At 38.4% G+C, this 760-nt stretch carries 1 protein-coding gene; it reads right to left on the bottom strand.

All coding sequences use genetic code 11. From position 1 onward, the window contains the following. Positions 1-13: 13 nt before the first annotated feature. Positions 14-607 (bottom strand): nitroreductase family protein, encoded by a 594-nt coding sequence (locus ACNPNW_RS11440; protein ID WP_448766980.1) that lies wholly within the window; start codon positions 605-607, stop codon positions 14-16. Positions 608-760: the final 153 nt, after the last annotated feature.

Below are 760 nucleotides of genomic sequence, written 5' to 3'. Positions count from 1 at the left end.
AACCTAAAATCGTTTACGCAAAGGTCTTAAAGCGTTCTGCATCATCCATAAAGGTTTTTTCACCTGCAGGAGCTTCAATCGAACCAAATACCAGTTGAGCGCGAAGTTTCCAGTGAGATGGAATCTCGAAAGTTTGTGCAACTTCTTCATCAATAATTGGATTGTAGTGCTGCAATGAAGCACCGATATTTTTTTCTGCCAAAGCGGTCCAGGTTGCAAACTGTGCAATAGCGGAAGAATGCTCAGACCAGACTGGGAAGTTATCTGCATAGAGTGCAAACTGCTCTTGCATCGACTTCACCACATTCTGATCTTCATAAAACAGAGCGGTTCCATAACCTGCTGCAAAAGCATTGATCTTGCTATTGGTTGATTCAAATACATCTGCTGAAACAAGGTCACGTAAAGTTTCACGTACAATATGCCAGAAGGTATCATGTGATTGACCAAATAAAATCACCACACGCGAGGTTTGCGAGTTAAAAGATGACGGACTGTGCTTCACCGCATCTTTAATGATTTTCTCAATTTCTGCTTGATCCAGATCTACATTTTTTCCAATTGAATAAATGCTACGACGTTGTTTGATTTGATCTAAAAATGCCATGAACCCACCTCTGTATATTTTGATTATTTGAAAATCGATAAAGTCATATTACGTGCTTTAAACACCCAAGACAGGTGCATTTCGATAACAATGTGTTTTATTTATAGAACAATCAGATTTAGATCTGAGTAGCGTATTTGTATCTGATTTTAT

The sequence above is a fragment of the Acinetobacter endophylla genome, from assembly GCF_053543775.1.
This window is presented reverse-complemented; position numbering and strand designations above follow the sequence as displayed.

What these genes read in the sequence shown, in the direction of transcription:
- ACNPNW_RS11440 (WP_448766980.1), bottom strand. Translation starts at nt 607, where the DNA reads ATGGCATTTTTAGATCAAATCAAACAACGTCGTAGCATTTATTCAATT.